Origin of the sequence: Methylomonas sp. MK1, assembly GCF_000365425.1 — a bacterium.
Classification (GTDB): Bacteria; Pseudomonadota; Gammaproteobacteria; order Methylococcales; family Methylomonadaceae; genus Methylomonas.
The window spans coordinates 2,419,089-2,439,201 of record NZ_AQOV01000001.1 but is presented as its reverse complement, the minus strand read 5'-3'; the positions used below and the strand labels follow the sequence as shown (position 1 = coordinate 2,439,201).

The 20,113-nt window shown below is 51.1% G+C and carries 16 protein-coding genes; 10 read left to right on the top strand and 6 right to left on the bottom strand.

Annotated elements, in window-relative coordinates; all coding sequences use genetic code 11:
* Nucleotides 1-12 precede the first annotated feature (12 nt).
* From kdpB to G006_RS28330, 3 genes are all read left to right on the top strand, one after another.
* On the top strand, nt 13-2,112 hold the full coding sequence (gene kdpB / locus G006_RS0111505) for a potassium-transporting ATPase subunit KdpB (RefSeq protein ID WP_026146991.1): 2,100 nt from the start codon (nt 13-15) through the stop codon (nt 2,110-2,112).
* Between the two features lie 9 nt (nt 2,113-2,121).
* Nucleotides 2,122-2,700, top strand: coding sequence for a potassium-transporting ATPase subunit KdpC (gene kdpC, locus G006_RS0111500; protein ID WP_020483334.1), 579 nt, complete (start codon nt 2,122-2,124; stop codon nt 2,698-2,700).
* Nucleotides 2,701-2,909: 209 nt separating this feature from the next.
* Complete coding sequence (locus tag G006_RS28330; RefSeq protein WP_152428857.1) at nt 2,910-3,179, top strand: hypothetical protein; 270 nt, start codon at nt 2,910-2,912, stop codon at nt 3,177-3,179.
* 485 nt (nt 3,180-3,664) lie between these two features.
* Here the strand turns inward: G006_RS28330 and G006_RS0111485 are convergent, their stop codons facing one another.
* Genes G006_RS0111485 through nhaD form a run of 4 tightly spaced genes read right to left on the bottom strand, consistent with a single transcriptional unit; the run spans nt 3,665 to nt 8,426 of the window.
* Nucleotides 3,665-4,366 (bottom strand): response regulator, encoded by a 702-nt coding sequence (locus tag G006_RS0111485; RefSeq protein WP_020483331.1) that lies wholly within the window; start codon nt 4,364-4,366, stop codon nt 3,665-3,667.
* A complete protein-coding gene (locus G006_RS25480; protein WP_020483330.1) occupies nt 4,367-5,914 on the bottom strand; it encodes a DUF4118 domain-containing protein in 1,548 nt (515 codons plus the stop codon).
* Nucleotides 5,915-5,926: 12 nt separating this feature from the next.
* Entirely contained in the window at nt 5,927-6,928 is a 1,002-nt protein-coding gene (locus G006_RS25475; RefSeq protein ID WP_235048855.1) for an FAD:protein FMN transferase, read from the bottom strand.
* A gap of 31 nt (nt 6,929-6,959) precedes the next feature.
* Nucleotides 6,960-8,426, bottom strand: a complete 1,467-nt coding sequence (nhaD, locus tag G006_RS0111470; RefSeq protein ID WP_020483328.1) for a sodium:proton antiporter NhaD — start codon at nt 8,424-8,426, stop codon at nt 6,960-6,962.
* Between the two features lie 606 nt (nt 8,427-9,032).
* On the opposite strand from nhaD, the gene G006_RS0111465 reads away from it, so the two are divergent.
* The 7 genes from G006_RS0111465 to G006_RS0111435 all read left to right on the top strand — a co-directional run bounded on the left by G006_RS0111465 (nt 9,033) and on the right by G006_RS0111435 (nt 17,309).
* Nucleotides 9,033-9,401 (top strand): hypothetical protein, encoded by a 369-nt coding sequence (locus G006_RS0111465; RefSeq protein WP_020483327.1) that lies wholly within the window; start codon nt 9,033-9,035, stop codon nt 9,399-9,401.
* Nucleotides 9,402-9,449: 48 nt separating this feature from the next.
* Entirely contained in the window at nt 9,450-9,980 is a 531-nt protein-coding gene (locus tag G006_RS0111460; protein ID WP_020483326.1) for a potassium channel family protein, read from the top strand.
* Between the two features lie 120 nt (nt 9,981-10,100).
* Nucleotides 10,101-12,842: a sensor histidine kinase gene (locus G006_RS0111455; RefSeq protein ID WP_020483325.1), complete on the top strand. Its 2,742-nt coding sequence runs from the start codon at nt 10,101-10,103 to the stop codon at nt 12,840-12,842.
* Nucleotides 12,843-12,866: 24 nt separating this feature from the next.
* Nucleotides 12,867-13,565, top strand: a complete 699-nt coding sequence (locus G006_RS0111450; RefSeq protein WP_020483324.1) for a response regulator — start codon at nt 12,867-12,869, stop codon at nt 13,563-13,565.
* 25 nt (nt 13,566-13,590) lie between these two features.
* Complete coding sequence (gene dapA / locus G006_RS0111445) at nt 13,591-14,550, top strand: 4-hydroxy-tetrahydrodipicolinate synthase (protein ID WP_020483323.1); 960 nt, start codon at nt 13,591-13,593, stop codon at nt 14,548-14,550.
* A gap of 7 nt (nt 14,551-14,557) precedes the next feature.
* Nucleotides 14,558-15,205, top strand: a complete 648-nt coding sequence (locus G006_RS0111440; protein ID WP_020483322.1) for a MarC family protein — start codon at nt 14,558-14,560, stop codon at nt 15,203-15,205.
* Nucleotides 15,206-15,431: 226 nt separating this feature from the next.
* Nucleotides 15,432-17,309 (top strand): potassium transporter Kup, encoded by a 1,878-nt coding sequence (locus G006_RS0111435; protein WP_020483321.1) that lies wholly within the window; start codon nt 15,432-15,434, stop codon nt 17,307-17,309.
* Nucleotides 17,310-17,588: 279 nt separating this feature from the next.
* On the opposite strand, the gene G006_RS0111430 is transcribed toward G006_RS0111435, so the two are convergent.
* On the bottom strand, nt 17,589-18,518 hold the full coding sequence (locus tag G006_RS0111430) for a 2OG-Fe(II) oxygenase (protein ID WP_152428855.1): 930 nt from the start codon (nt 18,516-18,518) through the stop codon (nt 17,589-17,591).
* A gap of 228 nt (nt 18,519-18,746) precedes the next feature.
* Nucleotides 18,747-20,057 carry a hemolysin family protein gene (locus tag G006_RS0111425; protein WP_020483319.1) on the bottom strand — a complete coding sequence of 437 codons (1,311 nt, stop codon included), beginning with the start codon at nt 20,055-20,057 and terminating at the stop codon, nt 18,747-18,749.
* Nucleotides 20,058-20,113: the final 56 nt, after the last annotated feature.

The window sequence follows — 20,113 nt, the reverse complement described above, 5'->3', positions numbered from 1 at the left end:
ACAGGTAATCCTATGACTAGCAAACCCGTTTCAACATCCTTAATGGATCCGCAAATTTTGCAACAGGCGTTCATAGACGCTTTTGCCAAGCTCACGCCTAAGCAGCAATGGAAAAACCCGGTGATGTTCGTGGTCTACTTGGGCAGTTTGCTCACCACTGTATTGTGGCTGCAAGCCTTGAGTGGCAACAGCGAAGAATCGGCTGGATTTATTCTGAGCATCACGCTGTGGCTGTGGTTCACGGTATTGTTCGCCAACTTCGCCGAAGCGGTGGCGGAAGGCCGCAGCAAGGCTCAGGCCGCGTTCCTGCGTAGCGCCAAGCGCGACATTGCTGCCAAAAAGCTCGATGAACCCAAATATGGTAGCAATTACAGCAAAGTCGAAGGCTCCAGCCTGCGCAAAGGCGATGTGGTCTTGATCGAAGCCGGCGATTTCGTGCCCGGCGACGGCGAAGTCATCGAAGGCGTGGCCTCGGTGGACGAGAGTGCCATTACCGGCGAAAGCGCGCCGGTGATCCGCGAATCCGGTGGTGACTTCAGTTCGGTGACCGGCGGAACTAGGGTGCTGTCCGATTGGCTGGTGGTGAGCATTACTACCAATCCCGGCGAGACCTTCCTCGACCGCATGATAGGCATGGTGGAAAGCGCCAAACGGCAAAAAACCCCCAATGAGATTGCTTTGACCATTTTGTTAGTGGCGTTAACACTGGTGTTTTTGATGGCGACCGTCACCTTGCTGCCGTTTTCGTTGTATAGCGTGCAAACCGCTGGTACCGGCAACCCGATCAGCGTCACAGTGTTGGTGGCTTTATTGGTGTGTTTGATTCCAACCACCATCGGCGGTTTATTGTCTGCCATTGGTGTGGCCGGTATCGGCCGGATGATGCAGAAAAACGTTATCGCCACCTCTGGCCGCGCCGTAGAAGCAGCCGGCGACGTCGATGTACTGCTGCTGGACAAGACCGGCACCATCACCCTGGGTAACCGCCAAGCCTCCGGTTTCTTTCCGGTCAAAGGCGTGACGGATCGCGAGCTGGCGGATGCCGCGCAATTGGCTTCGATGGCCGATGAAACCCCGGAGGGTCGTAGCGTGGTGATCTTGGCCAAGCAAAAATACGGTATTCGCGAACGCGATATTCACTCCTTGGGCGCCACTTTCGTGCATTTCAGCGCCCAAACCCGGATGAGCGGTGTCAATTTACCCGGAGAGGAATGCAAAATCGGTGAGCCTTGCCGGCAAATCCGTAAGGGTGCGGCTGACTCGATAAGACAACATATCGAAGAGCAAGGCGGCAAATTTCCGCCGGAATTGAAAACGCTGGTCGACGACGTCGCCCGTCGCGGTAGTACGCCGCTAGTCGTCGCCGATGGTACGCGCGCCCTGGGTGTGATCGAACTGAAAGACATCGTCAAGGGCGGCATCAAGGAGCGCTTCATTGAGCTGCGGCAGATGGGTATCAAAACCATCATGATCACCGGCGACAACCGCCTGACCGCCGCCGCCATCGCCGCCGAAGCCGGCGTCGATGACTTCTTGGCAGAAGCCACACCGGAAGCCAAACTCAGCCTGATCCGCCAGCACCAAACCGATGGTCGCTTGGTGGCGATGACCGGTGACGGTACTAACGACGCTCCGGCATTGGCCCAAGCCGACGTCGCGGTAGCGATGAACAGCGGCACCCAGGCCGCCAAGGAAGCGGGCAATATGGTCGATTTGGACTCCAATCCGACCAAGCTGATCGAAATCGTCGAAACCGGCAAACAAATGCTGATGACCCGTGGCGCATTAACCACGTTTAGCATTGCCAACGACGTCGCCAAGTATTTTGCGATCATCCCGGCGGCCTTCGCCACTACCTATCCGGCTTTGAACGTGCTGAACGTGATGGGCTTGGCGACACCAGCCAGCGCTATCCTGTCGGCGGTGATTTTCAATGCATTGATCATCATCGCCCTGATTCCATTGGCTTTGAAAGGTATCAAATATCAACCCGTCGGGGCGGAAAAGCTGCTGCAAAACAACTTGCTGGTCTATGGTGTCGGCGGCTTGATTGTGCCGTTTATCGGTATCAAGGCGATTGATTTAGTCTTGGTTGCTATGAATTTGGTGTAAGGAACGAATATGTCTACCTATTTAAAACCCGCAGCGATGATGTTATTCCTGTTGACCTTGGTCACCGGCGCCGCTTACCCGGCCCTGGTCACTGTCTTAGCCCAAATGCTGTTTAACGATCAAGCTAACGGCAGTTTGATCCAGGATGACAAAGGCCAACTGATTGGTTCGGAACTGATCGGCCAAACCTTCAGCGAGCCGAAATACTTCTGGAGCCGGCCGTCGGCGACCGGGCCCTACAGTTACAACGCCGCTGCCTCCAGCGGCTCCAACCTGGGCCCGACCAATCCGGCGTTGACCGACGCCGTCGTGGCCCGTATTCAAGCCTTAAAAGATGCCGATCCTGACAATAAAGCGCCGGTGCCGGTGGATTTGATTACCGCCTCCGGCAGCGGTCTCGATCCGCACATTAGTATCGCCGCCGCGGAATACCAGATCAAACGCATCGCCAAGGTGCGCAAAATCAACGAAGCCAAGTTGCAAGACTTGGTCAATGCCCATACCGAAGGCCGGCAATGGCTGGTGTTTGGCGAACCTAGAATCAACGTCTTGAAGTTGAATCTGGCCTTGGATCAAGCAGGCCGCTAGTTGATACAGCCTGGGAGTTATCCATGAACAAGATGGCCTATATGGGCAAAGTTGAGCGGCAAAAACCGGCAAAAGTGTCAATGGCAAATGTCCTTGCCAAAAGCAGGCGTAGGGTGAGGTTACGAACCGCACTAATCGTGATCGATGCGGTGCACGCTGTTTACCGCATCCTACCGGGCTGGGTTATGAAATTAAGTTGGAGCGGGCTAATGCTACTTGCATCAGTGCAAGTCGTTAACGCCGACGTCGGTAAAACTGATAGCTATGCCTTACCGCCAAGTAAGGTTCATCTAAAAACTTGCCAACACGAAGCGCTGCGATTGCATCCGGGTTTGATCGATGAATTACGGGTGTTACCGCAACCGAAAAGCTTCTGGATTCGCTACAAAATACAGATGCGTGGCGGGGCGGAATGGTCTGTGATATGCGACTTGTCTAACGGACAAATTGTTCGCGATCAATCGCTCGAAGTGAATTGATAAGCTTCTGATCGGACGGCTACGGCTGTGCTCAAGTCGGCAAATAACCGGCTAATCAGAAGCCCTAAAGCCCAGTCATCCCAATTTGGCTTTCAACAATGACGCAATAATACCGACAGTCATTAGGCAGACGCCCCAAGCAAAATAGCGTAACAATTGCCCATCGCCGGCAGAGTTTCGTTTATGCCGAATCAACACGTGATGACTGACTACGAAAGTTGTAAAAGCGGGAACTTGCAGGATCGGACTTAAGAACCGTTCCCAAGGATCGACGGGCAGCACTGCGAAAAATGTCGCCAAAGACAAGAACAGCGCAGCCAGCGAAAAACAAATGCAAATCTGAAATATCCAATAATGTCTTATTTTATCCAGCGCCGCTTGGGAAAACCCATAGCCGCATGGACATTGGCTTGTTGTCCCTAATCGTCCCTCGCCATGGTTTTCCCTTCCGCAGTTCGGACAAACGCACCGGCCCAAGCGCAACATCAATTTTCCCCGTCGTTCAGGCGGTAACCAACCCCCGCTTCGGTTAGCAAATAGCGGGGGCGGGTGGGGTCGGCTTCCAGCTTATGGCGCAATTGCCCCATGTAAATACGTAAATAGTGGCTGTGTTCGACATAGCTCGGTCCCCACACTTTTTCCAGCAATTGCCGATGGGTGACGACAAAACCGGCGTTGCGGACCAGTTCGGCCAACAAGCGAAATTCAAGTGGCGTTAAATGCACTTCGCGTTCGCCGACAAACAAGCGGCGTTTGCTCAGTTCTACTATTAGGTCGCCGGCTTGGAAAGACATCTGCTCATTAGCGGCGGGCGCAGTCACGCGCCTGAGCAAGGCTTTGATTCGCGACAGCAGTTCGGCGTTGCCGAATGGCTTGGTCAGATAATCATCGGCTCCGTTATCCAAGGCCTGCGTGATGTCATTTTCCTGATCGCGTGCCGACAGCACAATGACGGGCAACTTCGACCATAGACGTAACCGGCGTATGACTTCCTGGCCGTCGAGATCGGGCAAGCCCAAATCCAGTATCAGCAGGCTGGGATGCTGGTTGCGCGCGGCGTTGAGCCCTTCTCGCCCGCTCGCGAACGCCGACACGGCGTAATTTTGATTCTCCAGTGTCGTCGTCAACAATTGACGCAGAGGCGGATCGTCTTCGATGAGCAAGATTCTGGGCTTATCGGTTTTCATTTATTCCCCTTCATTCTCTTCCAAGACGATAGTCGGAGGACATTCGGAATACGGCAGCCAGAGTCGAAAAATAGAGCCGCCGCCTTGGCGGCGACTAGCGGTAATTTCCCCACCGTGGGCTTCGATAATGGCCCTGCAAATGGATAGCCCCAAACCAACGCCGCTTTGTGCACCTTCGGGATGAATTTGGAAAAACTTATCGAAAATTTTTTCCTCGTATCCGCTGCCGATGCCAATCCCGCGGTCCGCTATTTGAATGCCGACGCCTTGCGCGCTGGTTTCGACCGAGATGTCGATGGGTTTGCCGCTTGGCGAATATTTGTCAGCGTTATCGAGCAAGTTGACGATGACTTGTTGCAGCAATACCGCATCGACATGGATCAGGGCCTGGTTATTGGCGATTTGAATATTGACCGGACGCACTTTTAGGTTTTTGTCCAGTCTGCGTAAGGCGCTGCCGATGATCTCCTCCGGCTCGTACCATTGCCGATTGAGAATGACTTCGCCGGCTTCCAAACGCGCCATTTCCAGGATTTTGGTGGTCAGATCGGACATGCGATGCGCTTCGCGGCTAATCGTCCTTACCAGGTTTGTTCGGCTGCTATCCGGCAGGCGTTCTTTGTCGGTTTCCAGGGTGCTGGCAGCAGCGACGATGGTCGCCAACGGTGTCCTGAGGTCGTGGGAAATACTACTCAACAAGGAATTACGCAGCGTTTCGGATTGAATTTTTAAGCTGGCTTCCTTGGTTTGTTCGACCAGATAAGCCCTTTCCAAGGTATTTGCGATCTGGCCGATAAACGTATCCAAAAATAAGCGTTGCTCCTCTTGTGCGAGTTTCTCTGCTTCGGATAGCTCTAAAACCAATACGCCGATGCTGCGGATAGCGCCTTTGAGAGGTAAGTAAACGGCGTTCTCTTCGGCAAAATAGTCGCTGCCATGGCCCGCGCTCTTACCGTGGCTAAAAACCCAACGCGCTACGTTCAAATTGGTGCCGCGCAAGGAAATAGGCCAGATCGTTTGCGTTGGATAAGATAGTTCCCCAGCGCGATTGGCCAACAGTAGCGTATTTTTGCCGCCGAATTCGGCATGGATGTGGCGCACGCCAATTTCGACTATGTCCCGTTCCAAGCTGGCTTCTGCCAGTTCCTTGCTTAATCGATACAGCGCGGAGGCGCGTTTTTCTCTTAATGTCGCCGCGAGAGACTGCACACGCACGGTTTCGGCGAGTTTGCTGGTTACGGTGCCGATAACCAACATCACGGCTAAGCCGAGCAGATTGTCTTGATCGGCGATTGCAAACGAAAAAATAGGCGGGGCAAAAAAATAGGCGAAGGCGCCGGCACAGGTCAACGATGCCAACATCGACGGCCATAAGCCAAAACGCAAGGCGACAAAAAACACCCCCAGCAAATAAATCAACAAAATATTGCTGGGCTTGAGGACATGTCTGAACGGCCAATCGAGCAGGGTCAACAACAGCGGCGTAGCCAAGCTAACCAGCAAATTGCCGAAAACTTTTGCGATGTCCTGGCGCCGGGTCTTCATCATTGTAGGTTCGGGCTATTGCGCAGCATCGAAGGCTTTGCTGGTGTATTCCTTTAACTTGTTGTCGTTCTTGTAGACCAACAGCACTCTCAGGTTTTCAGCTTCGGCGATTTGCATGGCTTTGCTTTCACCGACACAGAGCAAGGCAGTATCCCATGCATCGGCCCAGGTTGGATTGTCGTGAATGACGGTCACAGAACGCAAATGATGGTCCACGGGTTTGCCGGTTTTTGGATTCAAGATATGAGAATAGTTTTGTCCTTGGTCCTCAAAGAAATTCCGGTAAGTGCCGGCGGTCATGATGGCTGTGCCTTTCGTTTCCTTGATGTCGATGATTTTCTGTAGATCCCGAGTAGGGGATGTGGGCATTTCGACGCCGATACGCCAATCGTCGCCATTCGCTTTGCGGCCTTTCACCAGCATTTCGCCGCCTATTTCGACCAGATAATGTTCAATCCCTAGAGCATCCAGGCGCTGAGCAATCATGCCGACGCTGTATCCTTGGGCGATAGAAGATAGATCGATTTTGAGTTTGGGGTCTATTTTTCTGATCCGATGCCCGGCCGCATCGATTTCCAGTAAGGGCATGCCGATATGCGGGATCAGTTCGGCAATTTCTTGATCGGTCGGCACCCGGTTTTCATGTTTGGAAAATCCCCAAAGATCGAATAGCGGTTTTACCGTCAGATCGTAACAGCCTTCGGAGCGCCGATAAACCTGATCGGCAATGGCTAACAATCCGGCGATCTCCGGCGATACCGACAACCAGTCGGAGCTCTCTTGGCCGTTCAGCCGCGAGATTTCAGAGTCCTCCCGGTAATTGGACATTTGAGCGTCTATTTCAGCCAGCACCGCGGTGATTTGATGGCTAACTTCCTCCAAAGAAGCGGAGCCTTCGTTTAAAACTAGCTTAATGTGATAAGTCGTCCCCTGGGCATCGCCGGAGACTTCAGCCTCGCGCGGCGTATCTCTGCAACCCAGCAAAATCAGACTCAATAGTAACAATGAAAACAACATTTTCATTTCCGGGTTCGGCAAGGGCTCAGGTCTAGAATTGACCGCCGTTGATGATATAAAGGGTGAAAATACTGGCGATAAAACCCAATAAGATGGCAGGCATCCAGCGTAAATGAAGGGTAAATGTGTAACCTTCGCCTTCTTCCATGTTGCCTTTCATCAATCCCAGGACATGCAGAGCAGGCGCCGAACCGATCGCCAGCAAACTACCGCCGACGCCCAATGTCAGTGTCAATAACAGCCATTGACCCATCGGAAAAGGCGGATGCATATTTAACACCGCAAACATCAATGTCCCATTATCGATACAGGCCGATGACAGACCGATTAGTACGTTGGCAAGGGTCGGGCTAATTTGGGTAAACAAATAATGGGCCATTGCATCCAAATAACCCAGGAAACTGAGTGCGCCAACGATCATCATCGCGCCGTAGAAAAATAACAAAGTATCCCAATCGACGCCGGCTATACACTTGAAAACATCGAAACCTTTTTGCGATTCAATATAATCCTGTTTTTCATGGTCTGTTAAAAAATGATGAATTCTTTCGGATTTATGTTCAGACTTAGTTAAATAATACGCAAAGAATTGCAATAACGCTAAACCAAATATCATCCCTGCTATTGCCGGCATATCAAGAAAGACGTTCGATAAAATGGTTATGCTGAAGGTGAGGATAAATATAAAAATGATCCGTTTGCTACCGCGTTTTAAAACTGGGGTTTCTTTAGAAAAACTAGGCGTTTCTTTGCTGACAGCAAAGTGCATAATCGCTGCCGGCACAAAAAAATTCACAATGCACGGAATAGTCAGAATAAAAAAATCAGTAAAATGCAACATATTCTGTTGCCAAACGAAAAATGTAGAAATACCTCCCAATGGGCTCATCGTGCCACCGGCATTGGCAGCGATCACGGCGCTCAAGCCGGCTAAGCCCACAAATTTGGGCTGGCCTTTTCCTATCTGTAAGATGATGTAGCCCATCAGCAAGCCCACCGTTAAGCTGCTGATCACCAAAGACAGTAAAAAGGCTAATACACCTGTAATCCAAAATAATTGCCGATAACTGTACTGTTTATTGGCTAATACAATACGCAATGCATCGAAAATACCCCGCTCTGTCATGGAGTTTAAAAAAGTCATCGACACCGTGATAAACAGAAATAATTCCGCATAAGCCGTTAAATTACTTTGAAAAACAGCGGCGACATTTTTTGCCGTTCCATATTCGGATGAATAATAAATAAAAATTGCAAACCAAATTAAAGCCGAGCCTAAAACCATCGGTTTTGCCTTGCTCAATTGATGTAAATCTTCCGTCATCGCCAATATATAAGCGATAACGGTGACTGCAACCGCAAAGTAACCCACGAAATGATCCTTCAAATCCAATTGATTTGCCGCAGCTGTTTCTTGGGCAAAGCTTATCTCTGGAATAATGAGTGCTAACGTTAATAGAATAAATTGATAGAAACTGATAATCCGAGATTTTTTCACTTGGTTTGCCGATAAATAAAAAGGATCGCACTTTCCACTTAAGCCGATTAGGCATGAATGGATATTTTGACGGCTGAAATCGTTAATGCGATAAGTTCTGAAATTAACGAGACTGACGGGCTTTTTTGAGCTATAAAAATCGCTTGGACTGATTTCGGCGCGAGGGAATAGTAAATTTTCCGAGATAAAGATTTCGTTAAGATATGCCTACCACGGTGTAACGCATTGTTTCCGATTTGCAAACAGTCGTAGGAGCGTGATCCGCGCCTAGGCCTTTGGAAAAGAGGTCAAGAAGGTCTAAATCCTCAATAGTCCTAGCTCGGGGAGACCGTAACAAGGCGGATAACCTCCAAGCCCCCACCTATCGATGTCGTACCGACTTCCCCTTAACAAGTTTCGGCTATGTGACGCGGGCCGGAGGCCGCCTCAAGAATTGGCAACGGCGTCATGCTGGTCGATTTTTCGAATTGGGATGCCAGAAACCATTGAATTCAGCATTCATCCCGCGAATTTTTATATTTTCTTTATGTTTATGCTTTGAATATTAACGACCTTTTTACGAGCTTTTTCATAAACTGTAGACGTTTTCAACTCCAGGGGTAACCCATGAACGAGCGAAGTTACGTAGGTATCGACAACACGGATAAAAACGAGTGGATAGTGGTTTTGTGGTGCGAGGGGAAAAGCATTTTTTCCAGACCGTACGGGCATACTCCCGCCGAACTCGAAGCCTTGGTGCGCTTCATTAACGAACGTTGCGACAGGCCGAAAATCTGTTTGAACCCGACGAATCCGCATGCTTTCGAAGTAGTGAAATATATCAGCGGTATCGCTGGCGTCGAAGTGGTGTTGATGTCCAATGCCGGTTTAAGACTGCACCTGGATTGGTTGCCAACAGAATCGACAGCGCCCGCATTTCAGGCGAATTCGCGTCGCGCTTATCTGCTGGCCTGCTGCGCCGAACGCATGATTTGATCATGGCGTTATTTGAAGAATCACTGTCCGTATATCGAGAGAAAAATCATGAGTGGAATAAGCGACTTTTATCAAGCGCTACATTGGGCTAATCACCTACGCGCCGATCTGTTCAAATCCAAACATCTGGGTTACCTGATGCTGCTGGCGTTGGCTGCGACCTTGACGGTCGGCATGCTGCTATTTTTGATCGACGTCAATATACATTCGCCGCTGGATGGCATTTGGTCGGCTTGGGTAACAATGACTCATGTCGGCTATGGTGATGTGGTGCCGGTATCGTTTCTCGGTCGTGTATTGGCGGCGGGATTGATTTTATTGGGTATGGTGTTATTTTCGTTGTTCACCGCACTGGTCTCGGTGACTTTAATCGGCAGAAATAAGGATATCTTGGGTAGCCTTCCGTTGGGACGCGAAGCGGAGAGCAACCGTTTACAAGGTAGCCATGAGCTGATTCTCGACGAATTGGCCCAATTGCAACTGCGCATGGAAGTCTTGCAAAAGTTATTGGTGAACAATGCCGGCCATACCAAAACGGCTAGCCGGACCATCGGCGAAGCAATTGAAGAGTCGGTATGACGCGGTTCGAACACAACAGAACTCCTGCTGCGCCATCAGAAATACGTGAGCTAAATTTCCACCAGCGATAGCTCTTTTTTATACCGACATCCAACTTGCAGCTAACACCGGAAGGCGACGATGAATGCAGAACGACCCGATCCCGACCAACTCCTGGCCCGCGTCGAGCGGGATCAGGCCAAAGCTAAACGCGGCCGGTTGAAGATTTTCTTCGGCGCTGCTGCCGGCGTTGGCAAAACCTTCGCGATGTTATTGGCGGCGCGAGAGCGACGTTCCGAGAACCTAGACGTGGTTATTGGTGTCGTGGAAACCCATGGTCGGAAGGAAACCAAAGCCTTGCTGGATGGACTGGAAATTCTGCCGCCCCGGAAGATCGATTACAAAGGCACCGTGCTGCAGGAATTCGACATCGATGCCGCGCTAAAGCGCCGGCCAGCCATCATTTTGGTTGATGAGTTGGCGCACTCCAATGCGCCGGGTTGCCGGCACCCGAAACGTTGGCAGGATATACACGAACTACTAGAGGCCGGTATTGATGTCTACACAGCGCTCAATGTGCAGCATCTGGAAAGCCTGAATGACGACATCGGTCAGATTTCCGGCATACGGGTTTGGGAAACCGTGCCCGATACCGTATTTGAAGAAGCCGACGAAGTGGAACTGGTGGACTTGCCGCCGGACGAATTGTTGCTGCGCCTGAAAGAAGGCAAGGTGTATCTGCCGCAACAAGCCCAGGAAGCGGTCAATCACTTCTTTCGTAAAGGTAATCTGATTGCCTTGCGAGAATTGTCTTTGCGGCAAACGGCCAATCGCGTTGACGCGCAGATGCTGGATTATCGCGAAGACAATGCGATACGCGAAGTATGGCAGGTCAGCGAACGCATTTTGGTTTGCATCGGCCCCAATGATTTGGCCGAGCGATTAGTAAGGGCCGGTAAGCGTTTGGCGACTAGTCTGCGTGCCGAATGGATTGTCGCGTATGTTGAAACACCGCAATTACAACGCATGCCGGCGGTGAAGCGCGACGGCATCTTGCGGATTTTACGCTTGGCCGAACAACTCGGCGCCGAAACCGTTACCCTCAGCGCACCGGAGATGAGCGAGGCGCTGATCCGTTTCTCCCGCGAGCGCAACATCAATAAAATTGTGATCGGCAAGCCGAGTCGGCGGGGCTGGCGGCGCTGGCTAATGGGTTCGGTCGTCGATGTGTTAATTGCACATGCTCACAACATCAATATTTATCTATTGGGTAGCCCTCAAATCCGGGGGCGCACCACAGAATTACAGTCCGAGTTATCCTTACTAAGAAAGACCTCTTTGCCGGGGTTGAAGCAACGCATACCGACCAAAACTAAAAAACGCTACGGCGGTTATTTCTGGGCTGTGGCGGTCACCCTATTGAGCACGGCCGTCGGCCGTTTGCTGCTCGGTCATGTTGAGTTGGCCAATCTGGTGATGGTGTATTTACTGGGCGTGGTGTTTGTGGCCACGCGTTTCGGGCGCGGACCGTCTATTCTGGCATCGTTATTGGGCGTCGGTAGTTTCGATTTTCTGTTCGTACAGCCTTATTACAGTTTTTCCGTGTCCGACAGTCAGTACCTGATAACCTTGCTGGCCATGCTAGTGGTCGGTATCGTCATCAGCAACCTGATGATTAACGTTCGTTCGCAGGCCAAAGTAGCGGCGCATCGGGAAAGACGGGCGGCGGCGCTGTACTCGATGAGTAAAGAGTTGAGCAGCATCCAGTCGGAAGACGAGGCCGTGCGTATCGCCGTCAAACATCTGTACTCGGAATTCAGCAGTCCCAATGTGATCTTGTTTCCCAATAGTCATGGCCGGGTGGTTTTTCCCCGGAAGCCGGGTATTGCCGTGTCATTAAGAGGCGCCGATCTGAGTGTTGCCCAATGGGTATTCGACCACAAAGAAATTGCCGGGCATGGTACCAACACCTTGCCTGGCGCCGATGCGGTTTATTTTCCGATTCATAACGAAGACAAAGTGTTAGGGGTGTTGGCGCTGTTGCCGGTCAATTTGCGTCGGGTTTTTCTACCTGAGCAACAGAAACTACTGGAAACTTTTTTGCGCCAGATCGGCCAGGCGGTGGCCCGGATACGCTTTTCGGAACAGGCCCGTTCCACCCAATTGCAAATGGAAGCCGAACGCTTGCGTAACTCCCTGCTTAGCGCGATTTCCCATGATTTGCGCACCCCGTTGGCAACGATTATCGGCTCCGCCAGTGCGCTGGTGGAAGACAAGGGCCAATTGCAACCGCAAGATAAATTGGATCTGAGCCGAGGCATTGTTGACGAAGCGGAACGTATGTCGAATCTGGTCAACAATATTCTGGACATGGCCAGGTTGGAAGCCGGTGTGTTGGAATTGAACAAGCAGTGGTATCCGCTCGAGGAAATCATCGGCACGGTGTTGACGCTGTTGCACACGCAACTGCTGGGCAGACCCGTGAAAGTCAAATTGCCGGAAGGCATACCGATGATTCTGGCCGATGCGGTGATGATCGAACAGGTGCTGATTAATCTGTTGGAAAACGCTGTGCGTTATACACCGCCAGGCAGCGGCTTGGAGATTGTTGCCGAGATAAACGATTCTTCGGTGGAAATAGCGGTTGCCGATCACGGTCCCGGTATCCCCAAGGGCCAGGAAGAGCGGCTGTTCGAGAAGTTTTACCAAACCCGTCATGAGACCGCGCAAAGTGGCGTAGGCCTGGGCTTGGCAATCTGTCGAGCTATCATAGAGGTGCATGGTGGCCGGATTGTGGCGCGTAACCGCGCTGACGGCGGGGCGGTATTTATTTTTACCTTGCCGCTGGATCAAACACCACCTACAGTGGAGCCGGAAGAATAATGCCCACGCTAAGGATGTTTTGTTATGGCTAAAACCGATCCTGTCATTATTGTCATAGAAGACGATCCCTCCATTCGGCGTTTTCTGCGCACCAGTCTCAGTACTCACGGCTTTAACGTATTTGATGCCGATACCGGCAAACGAGGTATCGTCGAGGTTGGTGTGCGCAAGCCCGACTTACTGATACTCGATCTGGGGTTGCCGGATATGGATGGTGTCGAGGTGATCAAGGCTATTCGCGCCTGGTCAGCCGTGCCCATCATTATTCTATCGGCGCGGAGCAGCGAGCAGCAGAAGATCGACGCCTTGGATGTCGGGGCCGACGATTATTTGACCAAACCGTTCGGTTTTGGCGAATTGTTAGCCAGGATACGCGTGGCGCTGCGGCATGCGAGCAGGCCGCAGGAACAAAGTCAGTCTGATGTGTTCAGCACCGGCAATCTGAAAGTGGACCTACTCAATCGCGTGGTCAGTGTCGATGACCAAGAAATTCACCTCACCCCGATTCAATACCGCTTGCTAACGGTCTTGGTTAAAAATGCCGGCAAAGTCCTGACCCATCAGCAAATCCTTAAGGACGTCTGGGGGCCTTCTTTCGAGGAGAACGCCCATTATCTGCGCATCTACATGAGTCAACTCCGCCAGAAACTGGAAGCAGACCCCACCCAGCCAAAATTGTTACTGACTGAGTCCGGTGTCGGTTATCGACTGAAAGTCTCGTAACACCTCAATCGAGGATAAAAACACTATGCAACTATTGAACGGCTCCGTTGTAGCGCTGGTTACCCCTTTTCATGGCGATAACGACCAATCCGTCAACCGGGAAAAACTTGTCGAATTAATCGAGTTCCACGCCATCAGTGGCACGGTGGCCATCGTTCCTTGCGGCACGACCGGCGAGTCGCCGACTTTGTCGGACGACGAGTGGGCAACTGTGGTGTCGACAACAATCGAAGCCGCCCGGTCTACCTCTCTCAAAATCATTCCGGGCACCGGCTCGAACAGTACCCGAGAAGCCGTGCGACGGACCGAGCAAGCCGCCAAGTTAGGTGCAGATGCTTGCCTGGTTGTCACGCCGTATTACAACCGGCCTAGCCCGGAGGGGATACTGGCGCATTATCAAGAACTGGATAAAGTGGGTCTTCCCATCATTCTTTACGATATTCCCAGCCGAACCGGTGTCGAGTTGGGCGTCGAGCTGATCATGGCGCTTTGCGAAAAATGCCCGTCTATTATCGGATTAAAAGCTTCTAATGGTAATCTCGATCAAATCACCGAAATTGTCTACCGGTCTTATCAACTTGACCGGCCTTTCTCGGTGTTTTCCGGTGACGACTCGCTGACTTTGCCGATTCTTGCGGTGGGTGGCGTGGGCGTCATTTCCGTGGCGGCCAACGTGATGCCTAGCGTGATGAACGAACTGGTCGCCAGTTTCGAGCGCCGGGAACTAAATCAATCGAAATTTATTGCGCAAGCCATTCATGGTTTTTGCCGGGCATTGTTAAAGTCAGGGTCGAATCCCGCACCCATTAAAGCCATCATGAATCATTTGGGTCTTAATGTGGGTGGATGCCGCTTACCTTTGTCCGGCATTAGCAATGAGAAGATGGCGGCACTGTTGCACGAACTTCAGATCATGACTGCAAAACTCACTGCCCCACATATTCCCATCGATGACATCCTGATAAAAGGCCAAAATCTACCGTGAAAGAACCATGATTGTGGAAGTAGATGAATACATCAAATTGCTTGCGGGACTCTTGTCGGTAGTGGACCCTATCGGCGCTATCCCGCTTTTCATCAGCTTGACCGATCACCGCAGCTCTGAGGAGAGGCGACGTATCGCCTGCGTTTGTGCTTTGTCGGTTGGCGCGGTACTGCTATTTGCACACACTGCCGGCAATAGTTGGCTGGCATTTTTTGGGATCAGCATTCCGTCGTTTCAAATTGCCGGTGGCATAGTCATCATGTTAATGGGCGTTTCCATGGTCAAAGCGTCGCATGATCGATCCAGAAACACGCCGGAGGAACGGGCCGAGTCTGTCGATAAAGAGTCTATCGCGGTCGTGCCAATGGCCATTCCCTTGCTCAGTGGGCCCGGCGCAATGAGTACCGTGATCGTCAACCATAACCTAAATCCGTCCTGGAATTATGACGTCTTGGCCGTTTGCGTCATCGCCACCATAGCCTTGATCGTTCTGACATGCTTGTTAATGGCCGAGAAAATAGCCCATTTGCTGGGCAGAACCGGCATGAATGTAATTACACGGGTTTTTGGATTGATCATTTTGTCGATAGCCGTGGAGTTTATTACTAAAGGATTGGGCGCTGTTTTCCCGATATTGGTGAAACCGTTGGCGTAACCGCAGCCAAATACTGATTCCAAACCAACAATTTGAGCGTCAGAATCGAAAATTTCCGAATTTACAGGGCAAATTTTTACAATTTTTTTAGATGAAATTGCGTATAGTCGCGCGCTTTTCCTAGTAAGACTCGGGTTTGCTAAACCAATTGTTTCGAGCCTTTCATTTGATTCAGATCCAAAAACGGTCTGCTTGATTTTCTCCTGATCTACACAGGTTTTTTGTAATGTCTGCTGACAATAAATCTCAACCATTAACCGGATTAACGCTGAGCGCGATAGGTGTCGTCTTTGGCGATATAGGCACCAGCCCCCTATACGCCGTTAAAGAAGTCTTTCATGCCGGATTAACGACGGATACCACCCACATTCTTGGCGCGCTGTCACTGATCTTTTGGTCACTGACGCTAGTCGTCACCACCAAATACGCGATTTTCATCATGCGTGCCGACAACAAGGGCGAGGGCGGTATCATGGCTTTGCTGGCTTTGGCCCTACAAACTGCTAAGGACAATCCGCAAAAAACCAGTTTCATCGTCACTACCGGCTTGATTGGCGCGGTGCTGTTTTATGGCGACAGCATTATCACACCGGCTATATCGGTGTTGAGCGCGGTGGAAGGGCTGCAAATCATCGCGCCAAAGCTGGAGCATTACGTGTTGCCGATAACCTTTGCGGTATTGGGGGGCTTGTTTTTGATTCAAGCCAGGGGCACCGAGGCGGTCGGCAAATTGTTTGCGCCTATCATGTGTGTTTGGTTTGCGGTCTTAGCGATCATGGGCCTAGTCAATATTGTCCAGCAACCTGAAGTATTACAGGCTATCAATCCGTATTACGCGATTAGTCTACTAGGTGAATTGGGTTGGAAAGGATTTTTAATCATGGGTTCGGTGGTGTTGGCCATTACCGGTGCCGAAGCGCTGTATGCCGACATGGGCCATTTTGGTTTAAAGCCGATTCGGTATGCCTGGTTTAGTTTTGTGTTTCCTGCCCTGCTGCTCAATTACTTCGGACAAGGGGCGCTGTTGATGGGCCATCCCGACGCGATTGAAAATCCGTTTTATCTGCTCGCGCCAAACTGGGCACTTTACCCGCTACTGATTTTGTCGACATTGGCCACGGTGATTGCCTCGCAAGCGGTTATTTCCGGGGCATTCTCATTGACCAGACAGGCTATCCAGTTGGGCTATTCGCCACGCATGAATATTCTGCATACCTCGGGTGACGAAATGGGCCAAATCTATATTCCAGCCGTGAACTGGTTGTTGATGGCATCGGTATTTATTCTGGTAGCAGGTTTTAAATCATCCACCGCATTGGCTTCTGCCTATGGCTTGGCGGTAACGGGCACGATGATTACCACCACGATACTGGCGTTTATCGTCATTTCGGAATTGTGGCGGTGGAATAAAGTCACCAGTATCAACTTTCTGTCAATTTTTTTGACCCTGGATATTTTATATTTCTTGGCCAACACGCTGAAAATACCCGAGGGCGGTTGGTTGCCTTTGACCGTGGGTGTCGTATTGTTCCTGATCATGACCACCTGGATTAAAGGTCGCGAGTTACTGGCCAGAAATATGGATGAAAAACGGGTGATGTTTGAAGAACTGGAAGACAAAGTTCAGGGCCAGAAGCTAGCCAAAGTGCCCGGTACCGCGATTTATTTAGCCAAAAATCTACACGGCGTACCGCAGGTGCTGCTACACAATTTGGCACACAATCATGCGCTGCATGAGCAAATGATTGTGCTGACGATAGTCACCAAAGACGAGCCGTACGTCGATGAGTCTCACCGTATCAAAATTCGCGCTTTCGGTGACGAGGGCAATTTTTATAGGGTGAAGATGTATTTCGGCTTTCAGGAAGAACAGGATGTGCGTCGCGCGCTCCAGCTATGCAGCCATGAGGGACTGGTAATTGATCAAAAAGCTGCATCGTTTTTCATCGGTAACGAGAGAATATCGTTTCGCCGGAGAAGCCCCATGCCGAAATGGCGCAGGGCGCTATTTAGATTCTTGCTCCACAACGCATCCAGCGCTATCGAATATTTCAAAATTCCGGTCGAACGCGTGATTGAGGTAGGTATTCGCCTTGAGTTGTGACGAAACAAATAATCCTATGGAATGTGTAATTTCGTATCGTGGTGACGAAGTCAATTCTTTCCGAACTAAAATCTATCGCGGTTTCAAAAAATAGGAAAACCACCGATGGCCTATGGGCTTTGCGCAGCCGCCGCGCCGTTTTAAGGGATAATATTTGCCTGTCGGCGAATTGAATTAATGCAGAGATAGGTTACTGAGATAGACGAAAGACCGCTTGTGGGTCGATTGCGACAATCCGTTACGGGAATGGGTGGCAGACTTTCCATTGCCAAGCCATCTCTATTCCGGCAGACAATGCTGCCATGTAGGCTTCAGGCGTGTAAACATTTCCATTCCTTCAAGCTCGTTTTGCAAGATTTGCCAACGGGCCAGATCAAACGAATCCCGATACAAAGACGCAACCCAATCCGCCAGCCGCACGGCTGAAAAGGTCTCGGCAGCGTTGGTGTCACAGACAGAAAGCCCGGCGCTGTGCCGGTAGCCCGCGATAACGGTAGTCTCGTCATAGCCCCAGCGATGGAGTGCAAGCGCAGCCAATCCGGCATGAAATGTTGCATCCTCGGGCAGACTCGCTTCGGCAGCCGAGGCTACGGGGTTAAGTGTTGCCGGTAGCTCGGAAAAATGCATGTCGGCAAACAAACTTTGCACGTGTTCGGCAAGCTCGGGTGTATTGGCCGCGTGCCAGAAATTGAAGACCACGGTTTGTCGCGGCTGAATAGCCGCCGTGACGCCGTGGTATGAATCGCCGTGCAGCAGAAAGCCGAAAGCTTTGTTGTGCTCTGGATTAACCCTAAAAACCGCTTCACTCTCCGGCGAAGAAAATAATTCCAGCACCCCGCCATGCTCGGCTTGCCATTGCTTATTCAGTTGCACGACCAGTCGGGCAATCTCATAACCGACTAGTGGCCGGTCGCTGTGTATGCCAATCACTTGTCCAGGCAGCATCCGTTGCGCCGTGACCAAAACACGATTGGTGAGTGGTAATCCGGTAATCTCGCGCATTCTAGCGAGGACTTCTGCTTGAAAAGCGGCGGGAATGTTCTCAGTAACGTCCTTGAGAGAGCAGCGATAAAACGCCCCATCCCGATGCTGCCAATCACCGTCTTGCAAAAATAAATCTTCAAGCGCAGCGCACTGCTCCGCAGAAAATGCGGAATGGTCATAAAAAAACGGGAACGGGGTATCGTGGTGGATGGGCTGCGAGAGCAACGGCTAAGCTCCTATTAGAATCAAATTGAGAGGTAGCAATACAGGCTTGAGTCTTACGGAAAACGGCGTCTAGGATTGTTTCACCAAGTTTTCAGTTTTGATTAGTTTAGAGGGGAGAATCCAAGGGCGCAGCAATCCAACTACAACTGAATATTCCCGCGATTACGCTTTGCTAATCGCGGCTACAAGGGGTGGCTGAGTCGCTAGCTACACTGTGAGCTTTTCACATTATTGCTTAGGATAAACCTGCACCCACTCGATACGTGGGCCGCTCATTTCCTTGACGACGATTTCAAAGTCGTTAAAGGCGATGCGCTCGCCGGCTTCGGGGATGTCGCGCAATTGCGCCAGGATCATGCCGCCCACGGAATCGACGTCGTCAAGATCCAGTTCTTCGTTTTCCACATCGATACCTAGAATCCGCTCCAGCGAGAAAATCGGCAAGCTGCCTTTCCCGAGCAAGCTGCCGTCGTCTTGACGGGTCCAGTCGCTTTCGGTTTTTCGAAATTCGTCGCGGATTTCGCCGACCATGGCCGACAACAAATTGTCCAGCGTGATAAAGCCGTGCGGCTTGTGGCCTTTCTGGCCGATGACGGCAAAATGCGGCGAGCCTTGAGTAAAGCGTCGGAATAATTCCAAGGCCGGCATATGCGCGGAGATATGTTGAATCGGGCGTAAATAAGGTTCCAAATCGTCGATTTGCTGGCCGTGTTGTTGCGCCAAGAACAAATCTTTTAAATGGATAATGCCCAGCACATCGATACCGTTACTGTCGAAATACGGGTAACGGCTAAAACAGCTGCTATAAACCGTTTCCAGCATTTGTTGTTGAGATTGGCCTTGATACAGCGCGGTAATTTCGTGAATCGGCCGCATCAGATCAGAGACCTCCAACTTGCCGAAATCCAGCGCCTTGGCCAGCACGTTGCATTCGTCGCTGGTCAGGTTCTCGCCGGCCCGGCTGGAGCGCAGAATCAGTTTCAATTCCTCGTTGGAATAATGACTGTCCAGGTTGTGACCATCGCTAAGTCCGGCGATGCGTAACACCAGGTTGGCGCTGCCGTTCAACAACCATATAGCCGGATACATCAACCAGTACAGCGCGTAAAGCGGTCCGGCGCTCCACAGGCCTATGCCTTCCGGATTGCGGATGGCCAGCGACTTGGGGGCTTGCTCACCAACGACGATATGCAGAAAGGAGATCGTGCAAAACGCAAACGCAAACGAGACGTTATGGATGATTTCCGGGGAAGTGATTTCGGCCTTGGCAAATAGCGGTATTAACAGATCAGCGAAAGCCGGTTCGCCTATCCATCCCAGCCCCAGCGAGGCTAGGGTAATGCCGAGTTGGCAGGCTGATAGATAGGCATCGAGTTTTTTGTGTACTTTTGCGAGAATCCGGCCACGCCAGCCTTCGGTTTGTTCGATGGTCTTGATTCTGGTCTGCCGTAGTTTGACCAGACTGAACTCGACCGCAACAAAGAAGCCGTTTAGAAATACCAGCAACAAGGCGCAGGCGACCAGAACAAGATTACTCATAAATAAAGCGTTGATTACAGCGGAATGGCCATTATACCGGGAATCCGCACCTTTGC

Bases quoted from the DNA above. Each gene is read 5' to 3' on its own strand.
- G006_RS25480 (WP_020483330.1), bottom strand. From the start codon at position 5,914: ATGATGAAGACCCGGCGCCAGGACATCGCAAAAGTTTTCGGCAATTTG.
- kdpC (WP_020483334.1), top strand. From the start codon at position 2,122: ATGTCTACCTATTTAAAACCCGCAGCGATGATGTTATTCCTGTTGACC.
- G006_RS0111455 (WP_020483325.1), top strand. From the start codon at position 10,101: ATGAATGCAGAACGACCCGATCCCGACCAACTCCTGGCCCGCGTCGAG.
- G006_RS0111450 (WP_020483324.1), top strand. From the start codon at position 12,867: ATGGCTAAAACCGATCCTGTCATTATTGTCATAGAAGACGATCCCTCC.
- G006_RS0111485 (WP_020483331.1), bottom strand. From the start codon at position 4,366: ATGAAAACCGATAAGCCCAGAATCTTGCTCATCGAAGACGATCCGCCT.
- G006_RS25475 (WP_235048855.1), bottom strand. From the start codon at position 6,928: ATGTTGTTTTCATTGTTACTATTGAGTCTGATTTTGCTGGGTTGCAGA.
- kdpB (WP_026146991.1), top strand. From the start codon at position 13: ATGACTAGCAAACCCGTTTCAACATCCTTAATGGATCCGCAAATTTTG.
- G006_RS28330 (WP_152428857.1), top strand. From the start codon at position 2,910: ATGCTACTTGCATCAGTGCAAGTCGTTAACGCCGACGTCGGTAAAACT.
- G006_RS0111465 (WP_020483327.1), top strand. From the start codon at position 9,033: ATGAACGAGCGAAGTTACGTAGGTATCGACAACACGGATAAAAACGAG.
- dapA (WP_020483323.1), top strand. From the start codon at position 13,591: ATGCAACTATTGAACGGCTCCGTTGTAGCGCTGGTTACCCCTTTTCAT.
- G006_RS0111435 (WP_020483321.1), top strand. From the start codon at position 15,432: ATGTCTGCTGACAATAAATCTCAACCATTAACCGGATTAACGCTGAGC.
- G006_RS0111425 (WP_020483319.1), bottom strand. From the start codon at position 20,057: ATGAGTAATCTTGTTCTGGTCGCCTGCGCCTTGTTGCTGGTATTTCTA.
- G006_RS0111460 (WP_020483326.1), top strand. From the start codon at position 9,450: ATGAGTGGAATAAGCGACTTTTATCAAGCGCTACATTGGGCTAATCAC.
- G006_RS0111440 (WP_020483322.1), top strand. From the start codon at position 14,558: ATGATTGTGGAAGTAGATGAATACATCAAATTGCTTGCGGGACTCTTG.